General features: G+C 48.7%; 25 protein-coding genes. 9 read left to right on the forward strand and 16 right to left on the reverse strand.

Annotated features, from left to right (window positions below):
• The first annotated feature begins 28 nt into the window (after positions 1-28).
• Positions 29-1156 (forward strand): SGNH/GDSL hydrolase family protein, encoded by a 1128-nt coding sequence (locus tag AC0WRU_RS19225; protein WP_476125955.1) that lies wholly within the window; start codon positions 29-31, stop codon positions 1154-1156.
• 203 nt (positions 1157-1359) lie between these two features.
• Here the strand turns inward: AC0WRU_RS19225 and AC0WRU_RS19230 are convergent, their stop codons facing one another.
• Positions 1360-1683, reverse strand: a complete 324-nt coding sequence (locus tag AC0WRU_RS19230) for a hypothetical protein (RefSeq protein WP_476125956.1) — start codon at positions 1681-1683, stop codon at positions 1360-1362.
• A gap of 132 nt (positions 1684-1815) precedes the next feature.
• Here AC0WRU_RS19230 and AC0WRU_RS19235 point away from each other — a divergent pair, with 132 nt between their 5' ends.
• The 3 genes from AC0WRU_RS19235 to AC0WRU_RS19245 all read left to right on the forward strand — a co-directional run bounded on the left by AC0WRU_RS19235 (position 1816) and on the right by AC0WRU_RS19245 (position 5574).
• The gene (locus AC0WRU_RS19235; RefSeq protein WP_476125957.1) at positions 1816-3795 is read left to right on the forward strand and encodes a methyl-accepting chemotaxis protein; all 1980 of its coding nucleotides are present in this window, start codon (positions 1816-1818) and stop codon (positions 3793-3795) included.
• 56 nt (positions 3796-3851) lie between these two features.
• Entirely contained in the window at positions 3852-4028 is a 177-nt protein-coding gene (locus AC0WRU_RS19240) for a YjfB family protein (RefSeq protein WP_023990044.1), read from the forward strand.
• A 190-nt stretch (positions 4029-4218) separates the two neighbouring features.
• Positions 4219-5574, forward strand: coding sequence for a dipeptidase (locus AC0WRU_RS19245; protein ID WP_476125958.1), 1356 nt, complete (start codon positions 4219-4221; stop codon positions 5572-5574).
• Positions 5575-5649: 75 nt separating this feature from the next.
• Here AC0WRU_RS19245 and AC0WRU_RS19250 read toward each other — a convergent pair whose 3' ends face one another.
• The 5 genes from AC0WRU_RS19250 to AC0WRU_RS19270 form a co-directional block, all read right to left on the reverse strand.
• Positions 5650-6036, reverse strand: a complete 387-nt coding sequence (locus AC0WRU_RS19250; RefSeq protein ID WP_209441008.1) for a hypothetical protein — start codon at positions 6034-6036, stop codon at positions 5650-5652.
• Positions 6037-6143: 107 nt separating this feature from the next.
• Complete coding sequence (locus tag AC0WRU_RS19255; protein ID WP_025686288.1) at positions 6144-6635, reverse strand: hypothetical protein; 492 nt, start codon at positions 6633-6635, stop codon at positions 6144-6146.
• Between the two features lie 136 nt (positions 6636-6771).
• Positions 6772-7254 carry a hypothetical protein gene (locus AC0WRU_RS19260; RefSeq protein WP_025686289.1) on the reverse strand — a complete coding sequence of 161 codons (483 nt, stop codon included), beginning with the start codon at positions 7252-7254 and terminating at the stop codon, positions 6772-6774.
• 353 nt (positions 7255-7607) lie between these two features.
• A complete protein-coding gene (locus tag AC0WRU_RS19265) occupies positions 7608-7721 on the reverse strand; it encodes a putative holin-like toxin (protein ID WP_476125959.1) in 114 nt (37 codons plus the stop codon).
• The gene (locus AC0WRU_RS19270; protein WP_476125960.1) at positions 7711-8352 is read right to left on the reverse strand and encodes a hypothetical protein; all 642 of its coding nucleotides are present in this window, start codon (positions 8350-8352) and stop codon (positions 7711-7713) included. The genes AC0WRU_RS19265 and AC0WRU_RS19270 overlap by 11 nt, the downstream gene beginning before the upstream one ends.
• Positions 8353-8566: 214 nt before the next feature.
• Here AC0WRU_RS19270 and AC0WRU_RS19275 point away from each other — a divergent pair, with 214 nt between their 5' ends.
• Entirely contained in the window at positions 8567-8743 is a 177-nt protein-coding gene (locus AC0WRU_RS19275) for a hypothetical protein (RefSeq protein ID WP_476125961.1), read from the forward strand.
• A gap of 87 nt (positions 8744-8830) precedes the next feature.
• Here the strand turns inward: AC0WRU_RS19275 and AC0WRU_RS19280 are convergent, their stop codons facing one another.
• Complete coding sequence (locus AC0WRU_RS19280; protein ID WP_476125962.1) at positions 8831-9223, reverse strand: DUF5071 domain-containing protein; 393 nt, start codon at positions 9221-9223, stop codon at positions 8831-8833.
• Between the two features lie 110 nt (positions 9224-9333).
• Between AC0WRU_RS19280 and AC0WRU_RS19285 the strand changes: the two genes are divergently transcribed.
• Positions 9334-10474, forward strand: a protein-coding gene (locus tag AC0WRU_RS19285) for an IS630 family transposase (RefSeq protein WP_476125963.1) whose coding sequence is annotated in 2 segments (ribosomal slippage) — positions 9334-9773 and positions 9772-10474 — 1143 coding nt in all. Because the reading frame shifts where the segments join, the coding sequence is not laid out codon by codon here.
• An 82-nt stretch (positions 10475-10556) separates the two neighbouring features.
• Here the strand turns inward: AC0WRU_RS19285 and AC0WRU_RS19290 are convergent.
• Together AC0WRU_RS19290 and AC0WRU_RS19295 are read right to left on the reverse strand one after the other, a co-directional pair.
• Positions 10557-10937 (reverse strand): hypothetical protein, encoded by a 381-nt coding sequence (locus AC0WRU_RS19290; RefSeq protein WP_476125964.1) that lies wholly within the window; start codon positions 10935-10937, stop codon positions 10557-10559.
• Positions 10938-11273: 336 nt separating this feature from the next.
• Entirely contained in the window at positions 11274-11501 is a 228-nt protein-coding gene (locus tag AC0WRU_RS19295) for a helix-turn-helix domain-containing protein (RefSeq protein WP_134912963.1), read from the reverse strand.
• A 304-nt stretch (positions 11502-11805) separates the two neighbouring features.
• On the opposite strand from AC0WRU_RS19295, the gene efeO reads away from it, so the two are divergent.
• The 3 genes from efeO to AC0WRU_RS19310 are packed head-to-tail and all read left to right on the forward strand — an operon-like array spanning position 11806 to position 15880.
• Positions 11806-12684, forward strand: coding sequence for an iron uptake system protein EfeO (efeO, locus tag AC0WRU_RS19300; RefSeq protein ID WP_476125965.1), 879 nt, complete (start codon positions 11806-11808; stop codon positions 12682-12684).
• Between the two features lie 4 nt (positions 12685-12688).
• Positions 12689-14041, forward strand: a complete 1353-nt coding sequence (efeB, locus tag AC0WRU_RS19305) for an iron uptake transporter deferrochelatase/peroxidase subunit (protein ID WP_476125966.1) — start codon at positions 12689-12691, stop codon at positions 14039-14041.
• Positions 14042-14065: 24 nt separating this feature from the next.
• Positions 14066-15880: an FTR1 family iron permease gene (locus AC0WRU_RS19310; RefSeq protein WP_476125967.1), complete on the forward strand. Its 1815-nt coding sequence runs from the start codon at positions 14066-14068 to the stop codon at positions 15878-15880.
• A gap of 128 nt (positions 15881-16008) precedes the next feature.
• Here AC0WRU_RS19310 and AC0WRU_RS19315 read toward each other — a convergent pair whose 3' ends face one another.
• Genes AC0WRU_RS19315 through AC0WRU_RS19345 form a run of 7 tightly spaced genes read right to left on the reverse strand, consistent with a single transcriptional unit; the run spans position 16009 to position 23847 of the window.
• Positions 16009-17397 carry a type III PLP-dependent enzyme domain-containing protein gene (locus AC0WRU_RS19315; RefSeq protein ID WP_476125969.1) on the reverse strand — a complete coding sequence of 463 codons (1389 nt, stop codon included), beginning with the start codon at positions 17395-17397 and terminating at the stop codon, positions 16009-16011.
• Positions 17398-17426: 29 nt separating this feature from the next.
• Positions 17427-18473, reverse strand: a complete 1047-nt coding sequence (locus tag AC0WRU_RS19320; protein ID WP_476125970.1) for a Gfo/Idh/MocA family protein — start codon at positions 18471-18473, stop codon at positions 17427-17429.
• Positions 18470-19642, reverse strand: coding sequence for a UDP-glucuronosyltransferase (locus AC0WRU_RS19325; protein ID WP_476125971.1), 1173 nt, complete (start codon positions 19640-19642; stop codon positions 18470-18472). The genes AC0WRU_RS19320 and AC0WRU_RS19325 overlap by 4 nt, the downstream gene beginning before the upstream one ends.
• 16 nt (positions 19643-19658) lie before the next feature.
• Positions 19659-21194: a hypothetical protein gene (locus AC0WRU_RS19330; RefSeq protein ID WP_476125972.1), complete on the reverse strand. Its 1536-nt coding sequence runs from the start codon at positions 21192-21194 to the stop codon at positions 19659-19661.
• Between the two features lie 50 nt (positions 21195-21244).
• Positions 21245-22057 (reverse strand): ABC transporter permease, encoded by an 813-nt coding sequence (locus tag AC0WRU_RS19335; protein ID WP_025682531.1) that lies wholly within the window; start codon positions 22055-22057, stop codon positions 21245-21247.
• Between the two features lies 1 nt (position 22058).
• The gene (locus AC0WRU_RS19340; RefSeq protein WP_476125973.1) at positions 22059-22865 is read right to left on the reverse strand and encodes an ABC transporter permease; all 807 of its coding nucleotides are present in this window, start codon (positions 22863-22865) and stop codon (positions 22059-22061) included.
• Positions 22855-23847 carry an ABC transporter ATP-binding protein gene (locus AC0WRU_RS19345; protein WP_476125974.1) on the reverse strand — a complete coding sequence of 331 codons (993 nt, stop codon included), beginning with the start codon at positions 23845-23847 and terminating at the stop codon, positions 22855-22857. The genes AC0WRU_RS19340 and AC0WRU_RS19345 overlap by 11 nt, the downstream gene beginning before the upstream one ends.
• Between the last annotated feature and the right edge of the window lie 15 nt (positions 23848-23862).

Below are 23862 nucleotides of genomic sequence, written 5' to 3' on the forward strand. Positions count from 1 at the left end.
ATTGGAGATCATGAGGAGGATATTGGAAATGACACATAACAAGAAATTGAAGACATATCCACTTACAAAAGCTAAGCATGTAAAGGTTCATGGTCGAACTACGCAAACACTTACACCACTAACTCTGTTTTGGACAGGCAGCGGCATTGAATTGAATATCAAAGGCTCGGAGCTGTGGATTGAAATGGAGACCGATTACCAGGTGTATGAGTCCTGGATCAGCATTGTCATCAATGGTGCCCCGATGAGCCGTCTGATGGTGGCCGCAGGACGGCATTGGATTTGTCTTTTGAGAGGAATGAATCCTGACATGGTTAAAAATGTCCGGGTGGTCAAGGATGTCCAGCCTATGAGTTCGGACTCGCGCTGCTTGTTGCAAATTCATGCCCTGAGAGTAGACGGAGAATTACTGCCGGTCACCGATAAGCCCCACAAGGTGGAATTTATCGGTGACAGCATTACCTCAGGAGAAGGAACAATTGGAGCGAAGGAGGAGACAGACTGGGTCCCCATGCTGTTCACAGCACTACGCAATTATACAGCCATAACAGCCGAAGCACTGAATGCGGACTACCGAGTGTTATCACAAAGCGGATGGGGTGTCCTAACAAGCTGGGATAATAATCCGCATGCGAACATACCGGCATATTATGAGCAAGTATGCGGTGTGCTCACCGGAGAGAGAAATGAAGCATTAGGGGCATTTTCAGATCATGATTTTACCTCATGGCAGCCGGACGTGGTCGTGGTGAATTTGGGGACTAATGACGGGGGAGCCTTTTATTCTCCTGCATGGACGGACCCAGCAAGCGGGAAAGTGTACAAGCAACGCTTGAACGAGGACGGCACATTCAATGAAGAAGATTTACAAGCTTTTGAAAACGCTGTCAAAAATTTTATTGCTAAGCTTCGGACCTGTAATCCTGCTGCCCATATTGTGTGGGCCTATGGGATGCTTGGTACTCCGATGATGCCCTCAATCTACCGGGCGGTAGACGCGTACAAGAAAAGAACGAGGGATCGGAATGTGTCCGTATTCCAACTGCCGAACACGACGGAAGAAACGTTAGGATCTCGCAGCCATCCCGGGCTCACCGCCCATACCAAAGCGGCAGATGAGTTGACAGGGTATTTGCGAGAAATTTTAAAGAATTAGAATCCGGGAAGCAGAATATGGAGAATCGGTCACATGGGACGAGAAGCTCCGATTTTAGGAGCCGGAACTGATGAGCTTACAGCAAACAACACCTAGGATATTTGTATTCTGGGTGTTGCAGCGAGCTCTTAATTAAGTAAATACTCGTCTGATATATTTAGAAAAAAGGAGTCGCAGCGATGCCAGTAAATACCTCCGGACCGTTACGTACGGTCGTCGATACCCGGAAATATAAGAGGAATACACCGTTTGTATCGCCCATGGCGCGGAAAGATCCTGTGCATTAAAAGCTTGCGTTTCAGTGGCCCCTGTAACGCCAAGTACACCCTCTGCCCGGTAATATCATCGTTCGGATCGTAGTCGGCACCACATACGATTTCAATCGCATACGTATCACCAAGCTCACCGATCAGACCGATAGAACCGCTAAAGGTCACTACCAGACCCGGTACGAGATAGGTTCGCAGCCCAATCAGGCCGAACCGCTCCGGTTCAGGACCCAGCCTCCAAATTGCAAGATACTTCATGTTATGCGAGAAATTCTTAAGCGTATTGGACAAATTAGCAATAAATCTATCAAATCCGCTTAAAATAGCCGATAGTAAATACATATGCTATAAGCATTGGAAATGAATATGTATTTAGAAAGCAGGGGTTTGATGAAACAACTGAAACGAATGAGAACTTTAACTTTACGTAAAAAATTGACAGCAGCATTTCTTCTGGTCATGCTTGTTCCTAGTATTATTGTAAGTTTTTTTTCGTATCAGGCAGCGTATAACCAGACGAACCGCCAATTACTTGACAGTGCGACGACTAGCGTTACCGCATCTGATCGTGCAGTTACTCAAGCGATTCAAGCCAAAATCGCTGATCTCGAATATTACGCTACTACGATGACGGCTAGTGATAACAGTGCTGAAGCAGATGAAGCCATCCTGAAAAGGTTACAAGTGTATTTGAAAATGCATACGGAAGCCGTCGATATGTTTGTAGGAACTCCCGAAGGAAAACTCATTATTGGCAAAGCCATTGGATCCAAAAACGATCCTCGTGAGCGTCCGTGGTACAAACAGGCCATGGAAAAACCCGGGCAAACCGTAATCAGCCCTGTAGGACTCAATACGGCTAAGGTCGCCGTTGTGTATATTTCACGTACACTTCCCGACAACAACGGTGTTCTCGGTCTTTCCCTGAACCTAAATAATTTGAAAGAAATTACAAAATTAAAAATCGGACAAAATGGTTATGTCATGATATTAGATGGTACCAAACGTATCGTCACCCACCCGACAGAAATCAGCGGAAGTACCAAAATCGGAGAAATAGTGCCGCAACTGTTTGCCTCCAAGGAAGGCAGCTTTGATTACAATCTTAATGATGTATCTAAAAACCTGATTTTTAAAACCAATGCGCTGACGGGCTGGAAAATTGCCGGAACGATGGACAAAGCAGAAACCAGTGCCTCCGCCAAACCGATTCTTGTCACAACTATCGTAGTGTTGGTGATTGCAGCCATCATCATTGGTGTGCTCGCAATGTGGATAATCAGCAGTATACTTAAGCCCATCCAAAGATTACGTAATTCTATGGATGCCATCAGCCAAGGTAATCTTTCGATTAAGGTGGCTACGACCAGCACAGATGAAATTGGTGAATTATCAAGATATTTTCAACAAATGGTAGATTACCTGCGTAACATGATTAGAGAAATTCAAGCGATGACAGGCAATTTGTCGGCATCCTCGCAAGAGCTTGCAGCAGGTGCAGAACAAACGACCCGTGCGATCGAGCATGTGACCATAGCCATTCAAGATGTAGCCGCAGGCAGTGAGCGCCAAGTGGACAGCGCTAAAGATAATCAGGAACGGATTAGCGGCATGGCAACAGACATTACCGCTATGACCGAAACCATGGCTGAAATGACCACTTACTCCGCACAGGCCATTCAGGCGTCGGATGCAGGCAGCGAGCATATCGGCAACAGCGTCATCTCCATTGACGGCATTCGTACTACAGTGGAAGAACTGGATACCATTATCAGTGCTTTGAGTGAACGATCCGGACGAATCGGAACGATTGTCACGGTTATTACCGAAATCGCCAGCCAAACCAACCTGCTCGCCCTGAACGCCTCTATTGAAGCAGCACGCGCTGGAGAGCATGGCAAAGGCTTTGCAGTTGTAGCGACTGAAGTCCGCAAGCTGGCGGAAAACTCAGCTCATTCGGCACAACAAATCCGTGAGCAAATTCAAGGGATACAGAGCGGTGTATCTGAAGCCCTGGTTGCCATGGAATCCGCCAAGGAACGCGTAAGTGAAGGTATCAATTCTGTTGATCTGTCCGGCCGCTCCTTCTCCCGTATCCGTAGAGCGATTGTTAAGTCGGCAAAGCAGCTCGACAACGTAGCAGCCTCTACAGCCGGGGTAGCAGATGGAACAAATGCAGTCGTCAGCAGCATGGAGGAAATTACACGTATTGCCGAAGAAGCGGCATCCCATACGGAGACCGTGTCCGCAGCCGCAGAGGAACAGCTCGCCTCCATGGAAGAGATCGGTTCGTCTGCCGCAGATTTGACCCGTCTGGCAGAACAGCTTCAAGATTTGCTGACAAAATTCCAATTGGATGAAATAAAATAACCGTTCCAACCGATAAATATAGAGAAAGAGTCTTCACAATGAAGGAGGGTTGGAACATGGATATCGCAGCATTATCAACAGGTATGAGTCAGGCCAGCTTGGCGCAAGCCGTAAGTGTGAAGGTATTAAGTATGGCTAAGGATCAGGCCAGTGAACAAGGACAGGCTTTAGTGCAGATGATGGAAAAAAGCGTACAGCCTCATCTTGGCGGTCAACTGGACATTCGCGCATAAGTACATCCATATGCTTGGTTAAGGGCGATTCTGCTCAGGTCTGGACAGACCCGGGTAGAATCGTTTTTTTATCTCCCTATTTTTCGTTCAGCACAAAACGTAGTAAACTAGACATATCGTCCACGACCTCGGTTCGGAGGATAGCGCAACATTCACACGATTTACATTTAAAAAGGAGGATACATAGTTTATGAGTTATTCTGAATATTTTGAAAAAGCCAGAGAGCAACAACTGGACGAGCTACAGGAATGGTTGTCCATTCCGAGTATTTCCGCATTATCCGAGCACAAAGGCGACATTAACAAAGCAGCCGATTGGCTTGCCGCCAAACTGACGTCTGCCGGGTTGGAAAACGTTGAAATCATCCCGACTAAAGGCCATCCGCTGGTGTATGCGGATTATCTGCACGCACCCGGTAAACCGACGATCCTCGTGTATGGACACTATGATGTACAACCCGTAGACCCGCTTCACCTGTGGGAAACGCCACCGTTTGAGCCATCCATCCGTGATGGAAAATTATATGCGCGCGGAGCGACAGATGATAAAGGACAGATTTTCTTGCACATTAAGGCAGTTGAGGCCATTTTGAAGCAGGAAGGCAAATTGCCGCTGAACATCAAATTTTGTATCGAAGGCGAGGAAGAAGTGTCCAGTCCGAACCTGCTTGAGTTTTTGCAAGCTGGAGCTGAACGTCTGGCTGCCGATGCTGTACTGGTGTCCGACACTTCCTTGATCGAAAAAGGGAAGCCTGCCATTTGCACAGGTTTGCGCGGCTTGTGCTCACTGGAGGTTGCGATCCACACAGCCAATACGGATCTGCATTCCGGTTCCTTTGGTGGCGGTGTGCCGAACGCGCTGCATGCTCTGGTGTCCTTGCTGGCAACCCTGCATGACGACAAAGGCGGCGTAAGCGTCGAAGGATTCTACGACGATGTCGCTCCATTATCGGCAGAGATGAGAGAAGAATTCGTGAAGCAAGACTTCAATGAGAGCAAGCTGCAACAAGATCTTGCACTTGATTCCCTCTATGGCGAAGAAGGATTCAGCTTCGTCGAGCGTGTTGGGGCGCGTCCGACACTGGAGCTGAACGGCGTATACGGCGGTTTCCAAGGGGAAGGCACGAAGACGGTCATTCCGAAGGAAGCTCACGCGAAAATTACGTGCCGCCTGGTTGCCAACCAGAATCCGCAGGACATTCTGGACAAAATCGAGCGCCATCTGCGCGCCCATGTTCCGACAGGTGCCACGTTGGACATCCAGCAGGGTGAAAAAGCGAACGCCTTTAACATCGACCCGTCACACGCATTTCTGCAAGCGGCGGCGGATGCTTTTGAAAAGGTATACGGTGTACGCGCCCTGTTTACCAAGGACGGCGGCTCCATCCCAATCGTGGAAACCTTCTCGCGTGTGCTAACCGCTCCAGTCGTACTGATGGGCTTCGGCTTGCCGGATGAGAACTTGCATGCGCCGAACGAGCATTTTAATTTGGAAAATTTCGATAAGGGTCTGCTGACCATTGTGGAGTTTTTGAAATCTGTGTAAGCTAGCACAAAGAAAGCATTCACGACATGTGATCATACATGCTTCGTGAATGCTTTTTTACATGGCTACCGTCGCTTAAGAAAAACGGGTGTAGCGCAACAGGTGAACCAGTCGATTCAACCGCTCTATTTCCCGATCCAACTCATGAAACGGTTGCCCGGCCAAAGCAGCGTTTGCTCTCAGATCACGCAGCGGGTTCATTTTCCGACCCATGAGTTTTAGCACCGTGGCCTTCCCCATGTTGTTCACCACCGCATATTGCGTTATCGGGTCAAGCTCGATCCACAATACATGATGCTGCTGAAAAAACGACAATAGCTGCTTTTTCAGTTCTTCCAGCTCTTCAAGCTCACCTGTAATTTGCGGATTATGATGAAAGGCCACATAGCCCATCACCCGCAAGTCACTTATAATTTGTTCCAGATGAAGCGTTTCGTTTATGTACACACTGTTCGTTTTCATGCGATTCCTTGCTCCGTTCGTATGATTTTCCCGGATGACGTTCACCACCTGACTATCGTTATCATTTTATCGAGTATGATTCAATAATACACAAAAAAACAACCGGCTTATACGCCAGTTGTTTCCCGTTCCACAAAATACTTATTGGTCATAAAATGAGCCTTGCCTCTGGAAGTGTCGACCATTCCCTTTTTGTTGTCGAGAAAAACAATTTCCCGGCATTTAGTGCAGTACCACTTGGTCCGCTTAAAGGGAGATTCCGTTACATAGGAGGTGCCGCATTTGCAATCTACTTTGATCAAGGTTTCTGTTGATTTGTAAGCTTGGGACAGCTCTTTAAGGCCAGTATCCGGCTGTTGAACCGGGATAATGACTTCCTGATAGCTTGAATATTGATTATGAACTTTAAAATCAGCTACCAGTTCCGCATGCAGCCCAAAGTACTCTTTGCCAATCTCGGTTACAAATTTCTTGCCGATTCTGTAACACTCAAGCCATTCCTGTATCTGTTGATTAGACAAAGGCACCGTGCCCTTGATACCGCTATTTAATGTGTAAGTCATGATGTATAAAGTATCATCTTGTCTATGTCCGTACATGAGAAGCCTCCTTATAATACACTTGATAATGTACTACAAAGCGCAAAAAACATCAATTTTATTATTTGGCAAAAGGTTATAGCTGATTTATAAAGTTCAGGGAATGGACATATAGAATAAAAGCAACTGACCTAGGTCAATTGCTTTGTCTCTCCACATAGTATTTGTTGGTCATATACCACGCCTTGCCTTTTTCCGTATCCACCATCCCCTTTTTACGATCCAGGAACACAATGTTATTGCATTCCTTGCATGACCACTTGGTTCTTTTGTGCGGCGACTCTTCTATATAGGAAGCTCCGCATTTGCACTCTACCTGAATCAACGTTTTATACTGACTGTACGCCTCTGCCAACGGGTCTGCGTCTACAGCTTTACTTACCATTGCAGGTTGTATCATGGATATATGATCCCGCTGCTCCGAGTATTCATTATGTACCTTAAAATCTGCTACCAATTCAGGATTCAAACCAAAATACTGTTTACCGACTACCGTTACAAACTTGCTGCCAATTCGATATGCTTTTATCCATTCCTGAACCTGCTTACTGGATAGGTCGACTGTTCCCTTTATGCCGCTGTTCAGCGTATACGTCATCAAGTGTTGGTTTTGTATCATATGTCTCCCCGTTCACCTCCGATCAAGAATATACCACAGGTAGACCTAAGGAAAAGCTACTTACTGCTACCTGGAGCATCGAGCCTTTCTGCCTTGTGATTCTTCTTCAACACCTTATATAAGTATAACTCAAAACCTGTAATATTGACATTTGCATTCTTAGACTACCACCAAATGCATTTCTGTCCTTGTATAACTTTGTGGTACAGCCTTCTGCTAGATTATTCATGTGAGTTCTCTCATAATCTAATGGTAGTTTCTTCCTTCTATATATAATACAACATTTGAATACAAATTCCCACATATTTTAGCGATGTAAGCATTTTTTTCGTCACCTTGCGCGAGTAGGCCGTTTATTTCTTTTGGTTTTGGTTCAATGCAATAACAATGGTGACGATTAATCCGATTAGTGTAACTAATAACGTACCGAACATCATCATTAATGTCAGAGCATCTTTAACCTCCACAGGCTTCATCTTCTGCTCTTTCAACAGCTTGAATTAGAGTCATGTCTGGCTGCCCCCGTTTATACTCAATAGCCTTTTCATAAGTACCACCAGCGTCACGCCACTCCCAAAAAGTATGTACATCAACAGTCTCAAGGAAATAAACAGACAATGCCTCCACTGGATTCGCGACATACATTTTGATAAATTCTTCATTAGGGAGTTGAGCGTACCGTAGATACTGGCTTTTCATTTTATAGAGTAAATTAGCAATTTCATGTAAGTTTATATTTTTAATTTTGTTAACGAATTCATTGCGTCTTTCAACAGTATTCAGTATGATTTGGATAGCATTACGAATACGCCAAGCATCAGGTCCGATATCGAGCATATTGATTAAATCGTTGGCAGTAAGATTAAAGTTAAATGGAGCTGGCTTAATAATACGTGTCCACACGTCATCATTTCCGTTTTCAAACACTTGAATAGCGTCTGATACGTTTAATCCGATCGTCTGCCATTTGCGGTTAAGGACATCTGTAATGTGGAAGTAGTATAAGCCTGTCTCATCTTTTTCTTCTTGTTCCCAAACCTGCTCCATTCGTACAATGTCCTTGATGGCTAACTTGTTGACCTTTGCTTTTTTTGTCATATGTATCATCCTTCATTTTAATTTATGAAAATTAATCTCTAGAGACCATCTCTACATATTTTTGAATTCATTTATAGCTCTTATGCATTCATAATAACCATTTTAGAATACATAGTCAATTGTTTTTGAATACAAAAATGTTCTTTTTTAATTCATTTTCTTTTTTTTGAATTCATCCGTGTGATATATTTTCTCTTAGGGAGGCGAATCCATTTTGGAAAGAAAAAGTGTTATGGTGTATGAAGATATAAAAGAAAAATTACAATCCATAAAAACAGAGTTAGGTTTGAGTAATGAAAGTGATGTTGTCAGTTATTTGATCAGTGTATATGAACACTCCGATTCTCTACCCAAACAATCTCAAATTCAGCTCATCAAACTTATAAAATAGAAGTAGTAAAAAAATCCTTAAGCGTATGTGCTCAAGGATTTTTGGTAACGTAATTAATCAGGTATTTGAAAACACATAAAAATATTTTTATCTGTAAATTGTTTTTAGCATCTCCTGCGCAATCTGATCGACCTCTTCCAATTTATCGTTTTCACTCGGATTAGTGCTGAGCCTATTTAGTTCGTATGTTAGCTTTCCAAGTAAAGCATTGGGAAGCTGCTTACAAAAATGTATAAGCACGAAATACTTCCACGAACTATCGTTTGAATTTAATATTTGCCGGATGACTGGAATTAGCTCCATATCGAACTGGAACAAAATATTTCTTACTTCCGCTGAAATGGGCCAATTACTGTCTTGTAACCAGGTAAAAAGCTCAGGAATGATGGGTCGAATTTCTGCCTTACTGCACAATTTCAATTGATTAATGCTATCAAAATCCAACTTATGTTTAGGGATAAGATCGTGAGGATTCACCATGTGGCCTCCTTTACTGGTTTTAGTATTTTACAGGTACTAGTACACTATCAGTTTTAAAAAAGTAAATTATAATGGTAGGATAGAGTCAAAACCCAAAAGAGGTAATGACAATGAAAAACCAAAGGTATCGTGTAGAGTTAACGGAAACGGAACGAAAAACCTTACAATCTCTGGTTTCGAAAGGCAAAGCCACTGCCCGCTCCATCCGGCGTGCTCAGATTCTACTTTGGGCAGATGAACAGCATCCGATTGGCAAGATGAAGGATCTGGAGATCGCCAAGCAACTTCAAGTGCATACCAATACCGTGCATCTGGTACGTAAAATGTTTGCGCAGCAAGGGCTACACGCTGCAATCGAAAGAAAAAAACGGTTGACCCCGCCCAACCCACCCAAAATAACGGGTGAGCTCGAAGCTCAAATCATTGCCCTGAGTTGTAGCGAACCACCGGAAGGAAGAAGCCGCTGGTCGCTACGTCTTTTGGCGGACAAAGCCGTGGAACTGAAGTACATCGACAGTCTTTCCTACGACACGGTGGATCGTATTTTAAAAAAACGAACTCAAGCCGCATCTTCGTAAGTGCTGGTGTATTCCACCAGAAAAGAACGCGGCATTTGTAGCGGCGATGGAGGATGTGTTGGAGGTCTACCGACTTCCTTACGATGCTTCATGTCCCGTGATCTGCATGGATGAGAAACCCTATCAACTACTGAATGATACCCGGGACCCCATTCCGATGAAACCTGCGAAACCAGAGCGCCGGGATGCGGAATACGTAAGACAGGGGACGTGCAGCATTTTTATTTTCACCGAACCGTTAGCCGGGTGGCGACAGGTGGATGTACGCCCTCAGCGTACACGAGTGGAATGGGCACAGCAGATTCAGGAACTGCTGGATGTCCACTACAAAGAAGTGCCCAAAATCCGCTTGGTGATGGATAACCTGAATACGCACTCGATTGCTTCGCTGTATCAAGCGTTTGAACCCGAAACCGCTCGTCGTTTAGCAAAGCGTTTGGAGATTCACTATACACCGAAACACGGAAGCTGGCTGAATATAGCTGAAATTGAGCTTAGCGTCATGACACGACAATGTTTAGGGCGCCGAATCCCATCCATCTCCGAATTGGCTAGTGAACTCAGCGCGTGGGAACGTACACGAAATGAATCTCAAAAGGGCGTAGACTGGCAATTTTCAACGGCTGATGCCCGGATAAAACTAAAACGGTTATATCCACAATTTAAAGACTGATATTGTACTAGCGACAAAAATAAAAGGCTCTATAAGAGTAGCCTTAGTAATATCTGATTGTGTGCTTAGTATGACAACTCCATTAAATTGAATTGTCCAACAACTCTTCACTCTCTTTTTTAATTTCCTCAAGACGTAAATCTATTTTATCTAAATCTATGATAGTTTGATCAACACTAGCTGCAAATAATAATTTAAGCCAGAAGGCATCTTTTTGAGCATAATTTCTAATGGCTTGCTCAATATTTTCCGCTGTTAATGACTTCACAACAATGTCTGGTGGAGGGGTGGGAAAGAAACTAATGTTTTCTTTGATCATATAACTCATTAAATTTTTCGGAGTAAATACAACCACAGTAACATTTGTCCCGTCTTCAAGTTCAATAAATACATCAATATTGTCGTTCTCAATATCCGCTACCTGAGACAGTGGAGTTGGATATATAATCTTTTCAACTTTCATGGCTTGCACCTCCTCTACGGTAAAATTTTAATCTAATTAAATTCTATTAAACTCTTAACAATGCTCATCTATGTGAACTCTATAATTATAAATATTCCACAAAATAGTTTAAATATTTCGAGTGTATGTTTCAAAACACATTACATTGATAACGCGTTTTGAAACACACACTCGTTAACTTGATGCCCTTGTTCATATCTAGACGATACCATACGACTGTTGTGCATGGTTATCGTTTTTAAATGTATACATTTTTACAAAACAAAAGCCTTCCCGACCATCCTTCACTGTTAAAGGATCATCAAGAAGACTTTGTACCCCGCAAGGAACGAGAGGTCAGATTTTTATTTCGCCAAGCCTGATTAATTCCACGACCGCCTGTGAACGACCTTTTACGTTCAATTTTTGCATCACATTAGAAATATGGTTTCGGACCGTCTTTTCGCTAATAAATAGCTGTCCGGCGATGTCACGCGTCGTTTTGTCCTGCACGAGCAGTTCAAATACTTCACGTTCACGGTGAGTTAACAAAAACTTGTTTTTGTGGTCGTTACCCTTCGTCAATTTCACCCCTCCTTGCTCGGGTTTTGTGTGGTGTAACAAGGTTAAGGGATACAGTCAACACATTTTATGTCATGTGCTTAGGTATGGTTCAATATGCGAATAAAAATGGGCTTAGGCAGTTATTTTCAGCCTTTGCTGAATCGTTAGACTCTGCGTCTAATTTTATGTATTGACAGGCATATGGGGCAGCCTTATGATAAGAAAAACCGCGACTGATAATCATTATCAAAATAGTGATACATATAGATATCGCGCAACAGACTATTGTTCATGGCCGCTTGGCCAGAAAGGGTGTTCATTAATTATGAAATTACGTTACGCTATACCGGCCGGAGTGCTGGTTTCTTCTATTCTGTTCGCAGGTTGCGGACAAACCGGAACTGCTACTCAGCAGCCCGCCGCAACGACCAAGGATACAGGAGCAACAACACAGACAACGACTCCTGCGGCCTCTGCCCCCAATTTTGATCAAGCGGTGGCGGCTTACCGTGCCTATGCCATAGAGCAATGCGATACGTTTGTGAAAAAGACAGAAGAATTCACGAACGCGGTCAAAGCTGGCGAGCTGGACAAAGCCAAGGCGCTGTATGCTCCTGCACGTATGTACTATGAACGGATTGAACCGATTGCAGAAGCGCTGGGCGATCTTGACCCGAATATTGATGCGCGTGACGGTGATGTGGATGCAGCGGATTGGCGCGGTTTTCACCGGATTGAAAAGACATTATGGGAAGAAAACACCACCAAAGGATTGGACGAGTTTTCCGACCGCCTGTTGAGTGATGCAAAGCTACTGCGTGCCAAGGTGGAGACGGTCAACATTGACGCCAGCCTGATGGTAACAGGCGCAGTCGAGCTGCTGAACGAAGTGTCTTCCTCCAAGGTGACGGGTGAAGAAGAACGTTATTCCCACACGGATTTGTACGACTTTGCAGCTAATGTAGAGGGCGCACAAAAAATATATGAGATTTTGAAAACAGATCTGAACCAAAAAGATGCAGCGTTGGAAACGCAAATTGGCGAGCGCTTTGAGGCATTGCAGAAAGAATTGGCTCCTTTCAAGAAAGGCGAAGGCTATGTATCTTATACGAAGCTTAAACCGGAAGAAATTAAAAAGCTGAGTCAAAACCTTGATGCTCTGGCAGAGCCGTTGTCCCAAATGGGAAAATTGTTAGGAGTGTAACGATATGAAAGGCTTTAATCGGCAAAAGGGAACGAGACAGGAACAGCAGCAGCGCACAGATTCCCGTGAAGAACAGGTTGATCTGTTAGAAAATGATGTGCTGTCAGCAAAGAGTAAATCTGTATCACGCCGGGATCTATTGAAGCTGGCCGGGGTCGGGGGACTGGGTCTCCTGCTCGGCGGCGGCGGTGTGGGGGCTGTGCTGACAGCCAGCCAACGGCTCGAAAGCATGATGACGGATGCGGATACCAAGGATGTGGTTCCTTTTTACGGGAAGCATCAGGCTGGTATTGTGACTCCGGCACAGGATTTCATCTGCTTCGCCGCCTTTGATCTAACGACGAGTGACAAGGAACGGGTACGTAGCCTGTTTAAAGCCTGGACAGAAGCCACTGCTACGATGACTTCCGGCGCGCTGATCGGCAACGATAACGAAAATCTCAACCTGCCTCCGTCCGATACGGGCGAAGCGGCGGGACTGTCGCCGTCACGGACGACGATTACCTTTGGTGTGGGTCCGTCCTTTTTTGATGGGCGCTTCGGTCTGGCAGGGCTTAAGCCTGCCGGGCTCCGCGAGCTGCCCCGTTTTCAAGGGGATGCGCTGGACGACCAATGGTGTGGCGGCGATATCGGGGTACAGGTATGCGCCAATGATTTGCAGGTAGCTTTCCATGCCCTGCGTAATTTGGCGCGTATCGCCAGAGGAACGGCGGTGCTTCGTTGGACACAGGAAGGCTTCCAGCGGACAGCACAGGCCGATCCGGCGGGAAGCACACCACGTAACTTGCTCGGCTTCAAGGACGGTACGGGGAACCCGGATACCTCCAAGGCTGACGAGATGAACCGTCTGGTATGGACACAGGCGAGTGATGGCCCCGCGTGGATAGGCAGCGGCAGCTATATGGCTGTGCGCCGTGTACGCATGCGGGTAGAGGTATGGGATCGCTCGACACTGGGCGACCAGGAGGATACCTTTGGACGCCATCGCAGCAGCGGGGCCCCACTAGGCAAGGCCAAGGAGTTCGACAAGCTCGATCTGGCGGCCACAAGTCCGAATGGCAAGCCGATTACGCCTCCCACCTCTCATGTGGCATTGGCTCATGGGGACGGGAGCATTAATATTTTGCGGCGGTCATATTCTTATTCGAGCGGATTGGACAAGCAAACAGGACAGCTCGATGCCGGGTTGCTGTTCATCAGCTACCAGCGTGATCTATTCAAGCAGTTCGTCCACATTCAGGAGAAGCTTGCGCGCAATGACAAGCTGAACGAATATATTGTGCACAAAGGCAGTGCGGTGTTCGCCTGCTTCCCGGGTGTTTCGCAAGGCGGCTACATCGGGGATACGTTATTTTAGCAGCAGGCAAGGAAGGGGATTTATATGAATCGGCGTAATAAAAGCTTGGGATGGGTGTTTCTGCTGGTGGCTCTGCTGCTGACAGTAACTCCGTTCATATCCGGCTCCAGGTCGGTCGCTTTCGCACAAACAGGTGCCAAAGCTGTTTCCAATGATCAGCTCATGCCTGTGGTGGGTGGCGCACTGGTGGAGGCGGGACAATCCCAATGGACGGAAGCCTCCAGGGACGTCAAGGAATTCCGTACGCTGTGGGAAGCTGCCAAAACAAACGGTGGTGATGCAGCCCATATCGCAGCGGTAGACAAGGCTCTCGCGGATGCAGAGCAGGCGCTTGCCAGCAGCGGCGGAGAACCAGCAAAAGCTGCACTGTCCGTGCTAGCTCGTTCGGTCAACGAATTTGTGACTGCTGCGGAAGGCGACAAACCCGCCCCGGCTGGAGCCAAAGCAGCGGAAAAGCTGCTTCCCATGGCGAAGGGCAGTCTGGCTGCCATGCAAAAAGGCGACTGGACTGCGGCCCGCGCTGATTACGACCGGATCGTAAAAGCATGGTATCAGGTGGAGACACCGATTCGTTCGGACAATTTTCCGGTATACAGTGCGCTGGAAACTAAAATCAGCCTGATTCGCATCTCCATGCAAGCCGAGCCAATACGACAAGAGCAGGCTCTCAAGGAAATGCAGGAGCTAACGACTTTGTTGTCGGATTACAGTCAAGGCAAGTTGGTGAATACGGGTCAAGAAGCTGGAGCAAACAACGCGGCTAATGGCTCAGTAGCCTCGCTAAGTGATGCGGTCAAGCTCCTCGAATCCGCACGGCAGGATGCGGTAGCCAATCAGCCTGAGCAAGCGGCTGACAAGGCAGGGCAGTTCATTGCTCTGTGGCCTTCGGTGGAAGGACATGTGCAAATTTCCGATCCGGCGTCCTATACCGCGATTGAAAATGAAATGACCGAGACTTCCGGTTATCTGCTGTCTTCTCCACCGAACACAGTCAAAGCCATCCAGACCCTTGATCAGATGCTGGAAAGGCTCCGTCCGTTGACGGAAGAACGTTCCTACACCGCTTGGGATGCGGCACTGATTTTGCTGCGTGAGGGGCTGGAAGCCATTCTCGTGCTCGCGGCTCTGCTGGCGTATGCCAAAAAAAGCGGCGAGGCTGTGGCTGGTCGCTGGATATGGGCCGGTGCCGGAACAGGGCTGGTACTGAGCGGAATCCTGGCAGTGCTGTTCACCACACTGGTCGCGGCCGCCGCATCGGGCAGCATGCGTGAACTGCTGGAGGGTGTGACTGGACTGGTAGCGGTCGTACTTATGCTGACTGTCGGTAGCTGGCTACATTCCAAATCCAATGCTGCCGCATGGAACCGCTTTGTCGAGAACAGTGTAGACAGCGCGCTGGCGCGTGGTAGCCTGTGGTCGCTGTTCGCAGTTTCTGCGCTCGCGATTCTGCGTGAAGGCGCCGAGACCGCTATCTTTTATATCGGTATGGCCCCGGCCATCGAAACCTCTCAATTGCTGATTGGTATTGGCTCGGCAACTGTCATACTGGTTGTGCTGGCATTTGCGATCATCAAGTTTAGCGTACGATTGCCGATTCGCGCCTTTTTCCTGACGGCCACTGTACTGATTTACTATCTCGTATTCCGGTTTCTGGGCGAAAGTATTCACTCACTTCAAGTGGCTGGCAAGCTTCCGGGGCACACGGCCTCTTCGTTGCCATCCATTAGCTGGCTGGGCATGTATCCTACTTGGGAAACGTTTATCCCACAGGTCGCTGTGCTGATCTTCATGGTATGGCAGCTTGTACGTCAGGAAATGCGCAGCTCCCAGCAGCGTTAAAGTCCAAACCACAACAACACATATGCAAAAATAACGAAAAAAAACGTCAAAACGCAGGTCCGATCTCTATCGGTTCCAACGGTTTTGGCGTTTTTTTAGTCACGAGAAGCGAGTGCTGACTTTTACGATCAGAAAATATCCTCCAGCAACGGAATCATACGTTGGTGACGGAGCAAGTCTGTACGGTCACCGTGCTCACGAATCACGTGTAATACACCGCGAAAATCCAGCAGTTCCGCCGGCGTAGCATGTCCCAGAAAATGCACCGGACTATAGCTTAATCCATAAGCTCCTGCATTCGGAATGACAATATAATCACCCTCCTGAATCGGAGGAAGCTGCGCTTTTTTCACAAGACAATCCTCGGGTGTACAAAGCGGTCCGACAATACTCACGGTTTCCAGATCCACGGTTGCTTCTGGCTGAAGCTCCCCTATCCGGTCTGCGGACTTCCCTAATCTTAGCTCGACAGCAGCAGCCTCTTGAACAGGTCCATCCCCCTGCCCCATCTGAATCGCCACTTCCTGTCCCTCCCCTTGCTCACGCATAATTCGCACCGGGTAGTTGTCCCTAATCCGGCGTCCTCGAAAAGCAGCCGAGGCATAATGGTTCATACCGCCATCAGCCACGACGAACTTTTCTCCCTTGGATTCCTTTGTATACAACGCCCGACAGACATACATTCCTGCCTGAGCAACCAGATATCTGCCGCTTTCGATGATCATCGTAACCCCTGGCAGACGGGATCGAGTCTGATCTGCCATCGCGTTCAGTCCGTCGATCACTTGCCCCATATCCAACGGCTGCTCATGAGTAAAATAAGGAACGCCAAACCCGCCGCCCAAATTTACCGTCTGCATCGTCACACCATACTGATCCTGTATGCGTTCTGCCAATTGAAGGGTATTCGCGAATGAAGCTAAAATCTGATCCGCTTTCAGCATTTGCGTACCTGTATACACCTGAATGCCCTGGAAATATACATGTGGACAATCTTCCAGCACCGTAAAAAAGTGATCCAACTGCCCCTCGTCCACACCAAAGGGACGAGGAACGCCGCCCATTTTGATCGTCGATCCCGACAAATCGTTATCGGGATTCACACGAACCGCAGCGCGGACATACAAGCCTGCTTGGGCGGCAATGTCCTCCAGCAAGCGCAGCTCCCGCACCGACTCGACATGAATGCAGCCGATTCCACAGGCTACCGCCTCGCTCAGTTCGGCTACCGTTTTTCCCGGCCCGGCGTACAGCACATCTTCCGGGGCATACCCGGCCTCCATCGCGACGAACATTTCCCCGGCCGAAGCGATTTCGACGCCGCAGCCTAACGTGCGAAGCAATCCCGCCAAGGCTACGTTGCCATTGGCCTTGAGTGCGTAATGCACACGCACAGCCGGGTGCAGCCGGGTTAGCAGCGAGCTGACATGAGCATGCAGCGCGTCGCCATCGTAATAATAAAATGGCGTCGGATGCTCGCCGAAGCGTTCCAGCAAGGCTTCGTCCTTTTTATCCATCTGCTGAATCTCCCCCCTTCTTCTTTTTCCTATACAGCATAGATCGTCTGGCCTGAACGGGCGGCCTCATGAATAGCTGCCAGCAATCTGACGCGCTCGGCGGCCTCGTGGAACGGAATCGGCTCCGCGACTCCCCGGATGATGTTGCAGAACGCATCCAACTGATTGACGTAATAGTTCATCGGCTCGAAAACGGTTTTAATTTTGGAGTCTGCCATTGAATCCTTCGTTATTTCCGTCTTGAGCGTTATTTTATAAAAGCCCAGATTCGCCCGAAAGCAGTCCTGCAAAGTAACTACCGCCGAATCAAAGGTTAATACATGAGCGCAGCGGTATGGCCGCTCGAATGAAAAGAGGGCGGATGCCTCCAGTCCACCCGGATAGCGGGCCTGTGCACGAAATGTCCAGTCACAGCCGTTAGGACCGTCGAAATCTGATTGACTGCGGAACTCCGCCTGCTCCAGTCCAGCGACTGCCTGAAGAAACTGGAGCCAATACACGCCCAGATCCCAAAAGCATCCCCCGCCCTGCTCCGGTCGGGATCTGTAATTCTCCACATGCCCGTCCTTTGCGGGAATGCACAGGCTGGTCGCTATGGAGCGCAAACGACCGTAGCGACCGGAATCCACGATATTGCGCAGCTCGCGCTGCCAGGGATGATGCTGCACCATGACTCCTTCCAGCAGGTGAGCGCTGCTCTGCCCGACTGCCGCTTCCAGGGGAGCCAGCTCCGCCGGATTCAGACATAACGGCTTCTCTACAAGCACATGCTTGTGAGCCTGTAATGCTTTACCGATCCACTCGGCGTGCAGATCATTACTCAGCGCAATATACACGGCGTCAATCTCCGGGTCGTTCAACAGATCCTTGGCATGCCGATAAACGACACTAACGCCGAAATGGTCCGCCAGATCTCCTGCCTTGGCAACGGTCCGGTTCGCAAGCGCGGTTACACGGGCCCCGGCAACGTGCCGAATTGGCTCCAGCAGCGCGCGAGGTGCAATGGCTGAACAGCCAATGAGGCCAAAGCGGATATCCCGTACTGCAGGCTCTTGCGCCGCTGCTGCGGCGTTCATGACCCTTTCTCCAATCCCATTGAGCTTGTCCGCACCTGAGTGTTCCTCACATATGCCTCCACATAGCGTGGTGTCTGACTTCGCAACTCCACGATCCTCCGATGCATGTCCTCCAGAATCTCAGCGCTACCGCCATAAATTTGCATCCACGTATCATACCGTATCCCCAGTCCCAGCCGTTCCCACAGATCCGCATTATGCATCTCATGTACACCGAACGGCTCCAGCATAATGAGTGGAGTGGCTGTGGCGAACGAATCTGTCAGACTGCCCCCGCCAGGCTTGCTAACAATGGCCTGGACATGACATGCCTGATCCAGCATGCTATGGTAATCCGCCCCGATCTCATACAACGTCTCCTCGCCAGCCTTCACCTCACCGAAAGGCGAAAATGTATGCTCCCCAGCTTCATTCCGTTGCCATGTTCTCCACTGCGGGTCCATTCGGAAATAGCGTATACCGTCCCGCTGTTCATCCGGCTGATCCTGATCATACAGCAGCAAATCCAGTGCCCAGCCCGTCTCTTTCAGCCGTCCAACCTTGTCACGGTATGTGCCCATGCCCCAACCGCCGCCATGCACAAATAAGCGGAATTGCCGTGCTTCAAATGGAACATGCTCCACAGCCGGGACATCAATATAGTGGCTGATTCTATTTTGGTCATTTTCAAAAAATGTCGTTTCTCCACACCCATCGGCAAAGTGCGGGTTATGCTTGGCAAGATTTTTCCACGAAGGAGAAGGCGTGGAATCCATATACACAATGTCCACATGTACCGATCCCGGTTCCCTGCGCTTGCGATACTCCTCCAGTACATACATCCAATGGCCGGACAAGCATATAAAATGCCGCCGATCCTCCTCCATCCATCGGGTCAGCAATACTTCCAGGGCGGCGAGATCAAGCGAATTGCGCATATCCTGCGGAACCTTCTGTGACATTAAGGCTACAGCGAAATTGTCATGGTACGCTTTGCGGCTTTTGTCCACCTTGAGACGGGCCGACTCGGGCAGCACATTTTCAAATACATGAATCGCCGTCTCCACGCCCAGCCTGCGAAGACCCGCTTGCATCAGCAATCCGGGAGTATAAAAGCCCAATCCGAAACCGGAACACAAAATCGTTATCAGCATACTTTCGTGCATACCCTTATGCATAGTCTCGCTCATGCTCATACGCCTCCCGTTAATTCAGCACTGTAAAATGATGCTCCGCCAAAAAATGCTCCAGCTTCGAAGTCAGACGCATTTTTTCCTCTTCACCTGCGGCAACCAGTTCCAAATAAAGACGACCTTTCCCTCGCGCCCGCTCACTTCCAGTTGCCTCTTCTTTACCCTGAAAATCAGCTACGCCCTCCGGCCCGCCAGACACAGTCAGGCTGTCACCACTGCCAATGCCGCTAACGCGAACCTGCTTGGCAGACGATCTGACCCCGCGCTCCGTTGTTTTTCTGCTAGGGGTGCTTTTATGACCTGCATTCCTGTTTTCGCCATCTCGTCCACCCGTGTTCACATACAGCGTATTGGCACCCAGCGGCATCACGCCTTCTTCACTTTCACCTGTGAACAGCAATCCTTCACATTCCAGCCCTTCCAGCAATTCTTCATAGGACAGACTGCCATCATGGGACAGTGAATAATTCGTCAGCGTGCCGCGCATATTTTTTCCAGCCAAAAAGGTGTCCAATTGGTGCTTGATCAGACTCATGGATTTACGGGCGTTAATTTCGATAATAGGCTCCAGCTTCCCGCCACGGAGTGTCATCGAGTCAATGCAGACGTCGCCGTAATAACCGTCCTGATACAGCTGTTTCCCTACATCCTGCATTAAGCGAAAATAGCCCTCGCGCTCCAGCCGCTCCATAAAAGCCTTATCCGGCGACAACGATTCCCGATAGGCAAATTGGGTGTTAGCCAGCCATTGCACAGACAGAATATCGACACTTCCGTTATCACCAATCGTAAATTGGCATGAAAAATCCTGCTCCTTCTCCAGAAAAGGCTCCAGAAGGAACAGTACCCGTTTGCCTTTTCGTTCCTGTCCACGTAAATACGATACAATCCGGTCCAGCATCTGTGTTGAGGTAATGTGCAGGTTTCCTTTGCCCGATACGCCAAAATCATCCTTGATTAAAAAGCTTCCATCCCGCAGCAGCTTGCGTCCCGCCTCAGCTACATCCGCAAACGAAGTCACAATATAGCCGGGATGGCGCAGTCCGAGACTGCGTTTTAAATCGGAAGAATAGGTTTTGGCATTCACCTTGCGGATCGTTTCCAGCGGCGGCTGATGCAGCGTAATCCCCCAGGCGCGTGCAGCCTCCTCGACATGCGGCAAACCCGCAAACGGGCTAAGCACACATCCCTCCAGTTGCGGAAACCCCGTACTGGTATCGGCCTTGCGACTGCCCAGCAGCTCAAAAACGGAAGCCGCCGACACATTCCCGGCCTGCTCCGTTCCGTCAGTCAAATCCCGTTCATTCACAGCCGGGCGAAAACCCAATTGCGCAATATACTGACGATGCACAGGCGAAATCGCATAGCGGGTCAACAACGCGTCTCCCGGCTGACAAAAGCTGAACAGAAGCTCATCCATAGCTGCTACAATCGCAGAAGAAGCCCGGTCAGGAATGGCGGGCAGGGAAGCTAGCTGGGCATCCCGCCAGTATACCTCCGCTTCGAACGTTCCCATATACAAATGACGCTGGTTCGGTATCGCATTCATATGATTCGCTTCCTTTCCTGCTTCGTAATTAGCCTGCTAGTACGGTAGCGCTACTGGCTTGCACTCGTATAATCACGCAAGGCAAACTGCCATATAAAGCGGATCACCGCCAGTAGCCAGATCGGGGCGAGGAATGCCCAAATGATCAAGCCGGGTTCCATTTTGCCCAGAATAAACATCGGTGGAAAATTACAAATCACAAACACCGGAAGCACGAACAGGCCGATACGCTGAATCAGGTTACTATACACCGCCATCGGCACATAGTTCGTTTCGAAAATGCTGTTGGACAGCTCCGTTACCCCGTTCGTGCGGATGATCCAGAAGGCCAGCAGCTGGGGCAGCAGAAACACGGAATAGGCCGTCAACACTCCGCAACCGAGCAGCACAGAAAAGCCCCCGACCGTCTCAAAGTTGAACGGCAGACCGAGCCGAACCCAGCCAATGCCCGTCATGATTCCACCGCCGACTACGTTCGGAACGGTGTAGCCCAGCTCAAATTGCCGCAGCGTCACCATAAATTGCAGGGACACCGGCTTGGTCATAAGCACGTCCAGTGAACCGGTACGGATTTTATCGGGCAGACTTGTAAAATTACTGTAGAACAAGCCGCTGTAAAAGCCGCTCATCATCGTAAATACGCCGATATATAACAGCACCGCGTCAGGAGACCAGCCATTAATATCCGTTCCGGCCCGGTATGGAACGGAGGCGTACAGCAGCTTGATGAGCAAATAAGCGGTTTCGACCAGAAAAGCAGTAATGAAATTAATGCGGTATTCCATCTGCGACATGACGGAAAACTGGACGAACTTCCAGTACAGCCGGATATAACGTCCAACGTTTCGGCAAACATTTTTCATGTTAACCTCCTACCGAGACAAAGCGTTTGACCCCGGCTTGCCACACCCGGCGCGATACGGCCGCTAGCACTACAATCCAGAGCCATTGCACGCCAATGCCTTCAGCGGCTTCCAGCATGGTCAGCTTGCCCGTTAATGCGTTCACCGGAAAAAATACAGTGTAGCTGAACGGTAGCAAACTGAACATGCGGGCCAAAACGTCTCCAAAAATCGTCAACGGAAACACCGTGCCACTAGCTACATAAATGACGAGCGACAGCGTGTAAAACAGTCCCGCCGATTCCGTCACCCAAAAGGCTATGCCGCTCAGCGCGTAATAGACCACAAAATTGAGCACCAGCGCCCCCGGCAACGCCAATATGTAGAGCAGGATATACGACACCCCGAAGCTGATTTGTCCTTCCAGGCTAAGGCACAGCAGTAGAATCGCAGCCGCCAGCAGCACTACTGCGGACTGTATCGCCTTGCCTCCAATAAACCGACAAAAACGGTAAGCAAAATAATGTACAGGCTGCACCATGAATTTGGCCAGTCCGCCTTCCTTGATGTCTGTAGCAATTTCGTATTCAAACCCCGTGGCGATCAGCTTCCCGGTTACCCCTGCCATGACTACATACACCAGCATTTCCGACAAAGAGTAGCCCAGCACCCTTGCTTGTCCCGAAGAGCCGAATACCGCGAGCCAGAGAAAAATTTGTGTCATGATCGGCAGCATAAATCCCGCCATCTGGAGCCAGTAATTGGCCCGGTATTCCATTTCGTTTTGCATGCCGAGCTGGAGCACCTTCATGTATTTATTATTTCGCATCGGCCAGCCTGCCTCCATCGTACAAATTGGCTATCCCCTCTTCCAACGGGACGTCCTCAATCGTAAAATCAACGACAGGCAGCGCATCCAAAATCTTTTTGGACCAGGTCAGAGTATCTTCTGCATCCAGCTCAAATACCGCCTCCAGCTCCGAGTTGGAGCGCAGCTTGCCAAGTCCCGCCAACGTCAGGTTAGACACAGGGGTCTCCAGTCGAACCTTGAGCAATTTACGAGCACCGATGACCTCATTCACCTTGTGCAAGTCTCCGTCATACACCAGTCTGCCCCCGCTGATAATGATGGATCTGCTGCACAAATCCTCAATGTCTTTCATGTAGTGGCTTGTCAGCAGGATGGTCGTCCGATGCGTACGGTTATAGGCTTTGAAAAACTCACGAATCCGCCGCTGAGAAACAAGGTCCAATCCGATGGTTGGCTCATCCAGCAAAATGACCCGTGGACGATGCAGCAGCGCGGCAATCAGCTCCATTTTCATACGCTCGCCGAGAGATAAGCGCCGAACCTGAACATGAAGCTGTTCCTCCACCCCAAGCAGGGTAACCAGCTCGTCTAGCGCCTCCTTGTAACGACTTTCATCTATTTCGTAAATAAGCTTGTTCAGCTCGAACGACTCGCTTGCGGGCAAATCCCACCATAGCTGGTTTTTCTGTCCCATCACGATGGAAAACTGACGTTTGAACTCTTTTTGTCGCTTCCACGGGGTAAAGCCGAGTACCGATGCCTCTCCGTCAGTGGGATGGAGAATGCCAGACAGCATTTTGAGCGTCGTTGTTTTGCCCGCCCCGTTCGGGCCAAGAAATCCGACGATTTCTCCTTCCTCAATGGTGAAGCTGATATCCACTACGGCCTCCTTGGTCAGTTTTTCCCGCCTGAACAGGTTTTGTAATGATTTGCGCACGCCCGGCTCCTTTTTATAGTACATAAACGTTTTCGACAATTGATTCAATGTAATGGACGGCATTCAGTTCTCCCTCCT

The organism is Paenibacillus sp. 1-8, from assembly GCF_056316205.1.

Bases quoted from the DNA above. Each gene is read 5' to 3' on its own strand.
- AC0WRU_RS19225 (WP_476125955.1), top strand. From the start codon at position 29: ATGACACATAACAAGAAATTGAAGACATATCCACTTACAAAAGCTAAG.
- AC0WRU_RS19230 (WP_476125956.1), bottom strand. From the start codon at position 1,683: ATGAAGTATCTTGCAATTTGGAGGCTGGGTCCTGAACCGGAGCGGTTC.
- AC0WRU_RS19235 (WP_476125957.1), top strand. From the start codon at position 1,816: ATGAAACAACTGAAACGAATGAGAACTTTAACTTTACGTAAAAAATTG.
- AC0WRU_RS19240 (WP_023990044.1), top strand. From the start codon at position 3,852: ATGGATATCGCAGCATTATCAACAGGTATGAGTCAGGCCAGCTTGGCG.
- AC0WRU_RS19245 (WP_476125958.1), top strand. From the start codon at position 4,219: ATGAGTTATTCTGAATATTTTGAAAAAGCCAGAGAGCAACAACTGGAC.
- AC0WRU_RS19250 (WP_209441008.1), bottom strand. From the start codon at position 6,036: ATGAAAACGAACAGTGTGTACATAAACGAAACGCTTCATCTGGAACAA.
- AC0WRU_RS19255 (WP_025686288.1), bottom strand. From the start codon at position 6,635: ATGTACGGACATAGACAAGATGATACTTTATACATCATGACTTACACA.
- AC0WRU_RS19260 (WP_025686289.1), bottom strand. From the start codon at position 7,254: ATGATACAAAACCAACACTTGATGACGTATACGCTGAACAGCGGCATA.
- AC0WRU_RS19270 (WP_476125960.1), bottom strand. From the start codon at position 8,352: ATGACAAAAAAAGCAAAGGTCAACAAGTTAGCCATCAAGGACATTGTA.
- AC0WRU_RS19280 (WP_476125962.1), bottom strand. From the start codon at position 9,223: ATGGTGAATCCTCACGATCTTATCCCTAAACATAAGTTGGATTTTGAT.
- AC0WRU_RS19290 (WP_476125964.1), bottom strand. From the start codon at position 10,937: ATGAAAGTTGAAAAGATTATATATCCAACTCCACTGTCTCAGGTAGCG.
- efeO (WP_476125965.1), top strand. From the start codon at position 11,806: ATGAAATTACGTTACGCTATACCGGCCGGAGTGCTGGTTTCTTCTATT.
- efeB (WP_476125966.1), top strand. From the start codon at position 12,689: ATGAAAGGCTTTAATCGGCAAAAGGGAACGAGACAGGAACAGCAGCAG.
- AC0WRU_RS19310 (WP_476125967.1), top strand. From the start codon at position 14,066: ATGAATCGGCGTAATAAAAGCTTGGGATGGGTGTTTCTGCTGGTGGCT.
- AC0WRU_RS19315 (WP_476125969.1), bottom strand. From the start codon at position 17,397: ATGGATAAAAAGGACGAAGCCTTGCTGGAACGCTTCGGCGAGCATCCG.
- AC0WRU_RS19320 (WP_476125970.1), bottom strand. From the start codon at position 18,473: ATGAACGCCGCAGCAGCGGCGCAAGAGCCTGCAGTACGGGATATCCGC.
- AC0WRU_RS19325 (WP_476125971.1), bottom strand. From the start codon at position 19,642: ATGAGCGAGACTATGCATAAGGGTATGCACGAAAGTATGCTGATAACG.
- AC0WRU_RS19330 (WP_476125972.1), bottom strand. From the start codon at position 21,194: ATGAATGCGATACCGAACCAGCGTCATTTGTATATGGGAACGTTCGAA.
- AC0WRU_RS19335 (WP_025682531.1), bottom strand. From the start codon at position 22,057: ATGAAAAATGTTTGCCGAAACGTTGGACGTTATATCCGGCTGTACTGG.
- AC0WRU_RS19340 (WP_476125973.1), bottom strand. From the start codon at position 22,865: ATGCGAAATAATAAATACATGAAGGTGCTCCAGCTCGGCATGCAAAAC.
- AC0WRU_RS19345 (WP_476125974.1), bottom strand. From the start codon at position 23,847: ATGCCGTCCATTACATTGAATCAATTGTCGAAAACGTTTATGTACTAT.